This is a genomic window from Pseudomonas sp. PWP3-1b2 (genome assembly GCF_049896045.1).
GTDB lineage: Bacteria > Pseudomonadota > Gammaproteobacteria > Pseudomonadales > Pseudomonadaceae > Aquipseudomonas > Aquipseudomonas antarctica_B.
Genome location: NZ_JAFCTN010000007.1, coordinates 28,938 through 31,020, shown reverse-complemented (window position 1 = coordinate 31,020; position 2,083 = coordinate 28,938). Strand labels below are relative to the sequence as shown.

The following is a 2,083-nucleotide window of genomic DNA, read 5'->3' as shown; positions in this document are numbered from 1 at the left end:
GGCCACCGGGGGGGGGGGGGGTGGGCGGTCTTGGGGGTGGTTTATACCCCGCCCCCCATCGCAGGCAAGCCAGCTCCCACATTGGATGTGTGTGGTGCTTAAGTGACGCTGTTGCGCACTTTGAATTGCGGCTGGTCCCACGTGCCGTTGTCGAGGATTTCGCCGAGGACTTCCACCGCGTCAAACACCTCGGTGAAGCTGGTGTACAGCGGCGTAAACCCAAAACGCATGATGCGCGGCTCGCGGTAATCGCCGATCACGCCACGGGCGATCAGGGCCTGAATCACCGCATAACCTTCAGGGTGTTCAAAACTCACGTGACTGCCGCGCCTGGCGTGTTCGCGTGGGGTGATCAGTTCCAGGCCATGGGCGGCGCAACGGTTTTCCACCAACGCGATAAACAGGTCCGTCAGCGCCAGGGATTTTGTGCGCAAACTGGCCATATCGGTTTGGGCGAAAATCTCCAGACCGCACTCCACCATCGCCAGCGAGGTGATCGGCTGCGTGCCGCACAGGTAACGCGCGATACCCGCACTCGGCGCGTAGCTGGATTCCATGGCGAACGGGCGGGTATGCCCAAACCAGCCCGACAAAGGCTGGCGCACCGCGTCTACCAACGCCGGGTTGACCCACACAAACGCCTGGGAGCCGGGGCCGCCGTTAAGGTATTTGTAGGTGCAGCCAATCGCGTAATCCGCGCAGGCCGTGTGCAGGTCGATGGGCACCGCGCCCGCCGAATGCGCCAGGTCCCAGATGCTCAACGCGCCGCATTCATGGCTCAGGGCGGTGAGCGCCTGCATGTCGTACATGTAGCCGGTTTTGTAGTTGACGTGGGTGAGCATCACCACCGCCACGTCCGAATCGACGGCCTGCGGCAGTTCGTTTGGGCTGTTGATCAGGCGCAGGGAATAACCCTGTTGCAGCAGTTCGGTCAGGCCTTCGGCGATGTACAGGTCGGTGGGAAAGTTGCTCGCTTCACTGACGATTACCTTGCGGCTGGGCTGACGTTGGCGCTGCACGCTCAACGCGGCGCTGAGCACTTTGAACAGGTTGATCGAGGTGGTATCGGTGATCACCACTTCACCGTCGCGCGCACCGATCAGCGGTGCCAGCCGGTCTCCCAGGCGCTGGGATAAATCTGCCCAGCCGGCGCTGTTCCAGCTGCGGATCAACCCATTGCCCCACTCCTCGCTGATGACCTGTTGCGCCCGCGCAAGCGACGCCACGGGGCGGGCGCCGAGGGAGTTGCCATCGAGGTAGATCACGCCCTGGGGCAACGCGAACTGGTCACGCAAGGGCGCCAACGGGTCCTGCGCGTCGAGGGCTTGGCAATGGCGACGGGTGGTCATAAGCAATCCTGCTTTTGATGAGTAGAGTTGGCCTCAATAATGAACGAAGATTTAAAGAATTTTCGTGCAAAGTGCCTGGTAACAGGCTAATCAAGCGCCAGGAAATTCGAATTTAACCTCCAAACACGCGGATTTATTCTAACCATGATTCTCGACGCCACCGACCTGCGCCTCCTGCATTTCCTGCAACAGGATGGCCGTATCAGCAACCAGGAACTGGCCGAAAAAGTCGCGCTGTCGCCCTCCGCCTGCCTGCGCCGTTTGCGCCTGCTGGAGAGCGAGGGAATCATCAGCGGCTACCGCGCGGTATTGAATGCCGAGCAGTTGGGGATTGAACTGGAGGCGATTGTGCACCTGTCGTTGCGCCAGGACGTGGAGGACTGGCACGAGACGTTTATCAAGAAGGTGCAAAGCTGGCCGGAAGTGGCCAGTGCGTACGTGATTACCGGCGCGAGTAACTATGTGCTGCGGGTGCAGGCGCGGAATTTGAAGCACTTTTCGGACTTCATCGTGAACCACCTGAACCGCACGGCGGGGGTGGTGGATATTCGCTCGGAGATCGTGTTGCAGAAGATCAAGGACCGGGATGAAGTGCTGGACCTGGTTATCCGCAAGTAATCAGCCACACCACAAAGCCCATGTGAAAACTCGAACCTGTGGGAGCTGGCTTGCCTGCGATGGCGGTGGTGAATTCACTACCGCTATAGCATGCAACCCCACACCCCCAATTTCCC

Annotated in this window: 2 protein-coding genes; one reads left to right on the top strand and one right to left on the bottom strand. The window is 60.2% G+C overall.

Annotated features, from left to right (window positions below; all coding sequences use genetic code 11):
* Positions 1 to 98 precede the first annotated feature (98 nt).
* Positions 99 to 1,349: a kynureninase gene (kynU, locus tag ACP7A2_RS06725; RefSeq protein WP_426133585.1), complete on the bottom strand. Its 1,251-nt coding sequence runs from the start codon at positions 1,347 to 1,349 to the stop codon at positions 99 to 101.
* A 144-nt stretch (positions 1,350 to 1,493) separates the two neighbouring features.
* Between kynU and ACP7A2_RS06720 the strand changes: the two genes are divergently transcribed.
* Entirely contained in the window at positions 1,494 to 1,967 is a 474-nt protein-coding gene (locus ACP7A2_RS06720) for an Lrp/AsnC family transcriptional regulator (protein ID WP_078739088.1), read from the top strand.
* Positions 1,968 to 2,083 lie beyond the last annotated feature (116 nt).

Coding starts and splice junctions, on each gene's coding strand:
- kynU (WP_426133585.1), bottom strand. CDS start 1,349: ATGACCACCCGTCGCCATTGCCAAGCCCTCGACGCGCAGGACCCGTTG.
- ACP7A2_RS06720 (WP_078739088.1), top strand. CDS start 1,494: ATGATTCTCGACGCCACCGACCTGCGCCTCCTGCATTTCCTGCAACAG.